Source organism: Salinisphaera sp. G21_0, assembly GCF_017744115.1.
GTDB lineage: Bacteria > Pseudomonadota > Gammaproteobacteria > Pseudomonadales > Endozoicomonadaceae > Endozoicomonas.
This window is the reverse complement of sequence record NZ_JAGHQW010000300.1, coordinates 1-514: the sequence shown is the minus strand read 5'-3', so window position 1 is coordinate 514 and position 514 is coordinate 1. Positions and strand designations below refer to the sequence as shown.

The 514-nt window shown below is 53.1% G+C and carries 1 protein-coding gene; it reads left to right on the top strand.

From position 1 onward, the window contains the following. On the top strand, positions 1 to 514 hold a 514-nt coding region (locus tag J7439_RS26175; protein ID WP_209204984.1), incomplete at both ends, for a DUF1601 domain-containing protein.

The following is a 514-nucleotide window of genomic DNA, read 5'->3' as shown; positions in this document are numbered from 1 at the left end:
AAAGAAGGGAAAGATCACTTCAACACTCAAGGTACTGCCAACCTGCTGTGGGCCATGGCAAAAATGGTGGACAATGGGCTGGAGAAAACACCGAAGCTCAACGAGGCGGTAGCCGCGCTGTTGCCCCAGGTGAAAACCAAAGCCGAATCAAAAGAAGAAAAAGACCACTTCAAGCCACAGGAAGTTGCCAACCTGCTGTGGGCCCTGGCGAAACTGGTGGACAACGGGCTGAAGAACACAACGAAGCTCAAAGAGGCCGTGGCCGCGCTGTTGCCCCAGGTGAAAACCAAAGCCGAATCAAAAGAAGAGAGAGACCACGTCAACCCTCAAGCTACTGCTAACCTGCTGTGGGCCATGGCAAAACTGGTGGACAATGGGCTGGAGAACACACCGAAGCTCAAAGAGGCATTAGCCGCGCTGTTGCCCCATGTAAAAACCAAAGCCGAATCAAAAGAAGAGAAAGACCACTTCAAGCCACAGGAAGTAGCCAACCTGGTGTGGGCCGTGGCGAAAC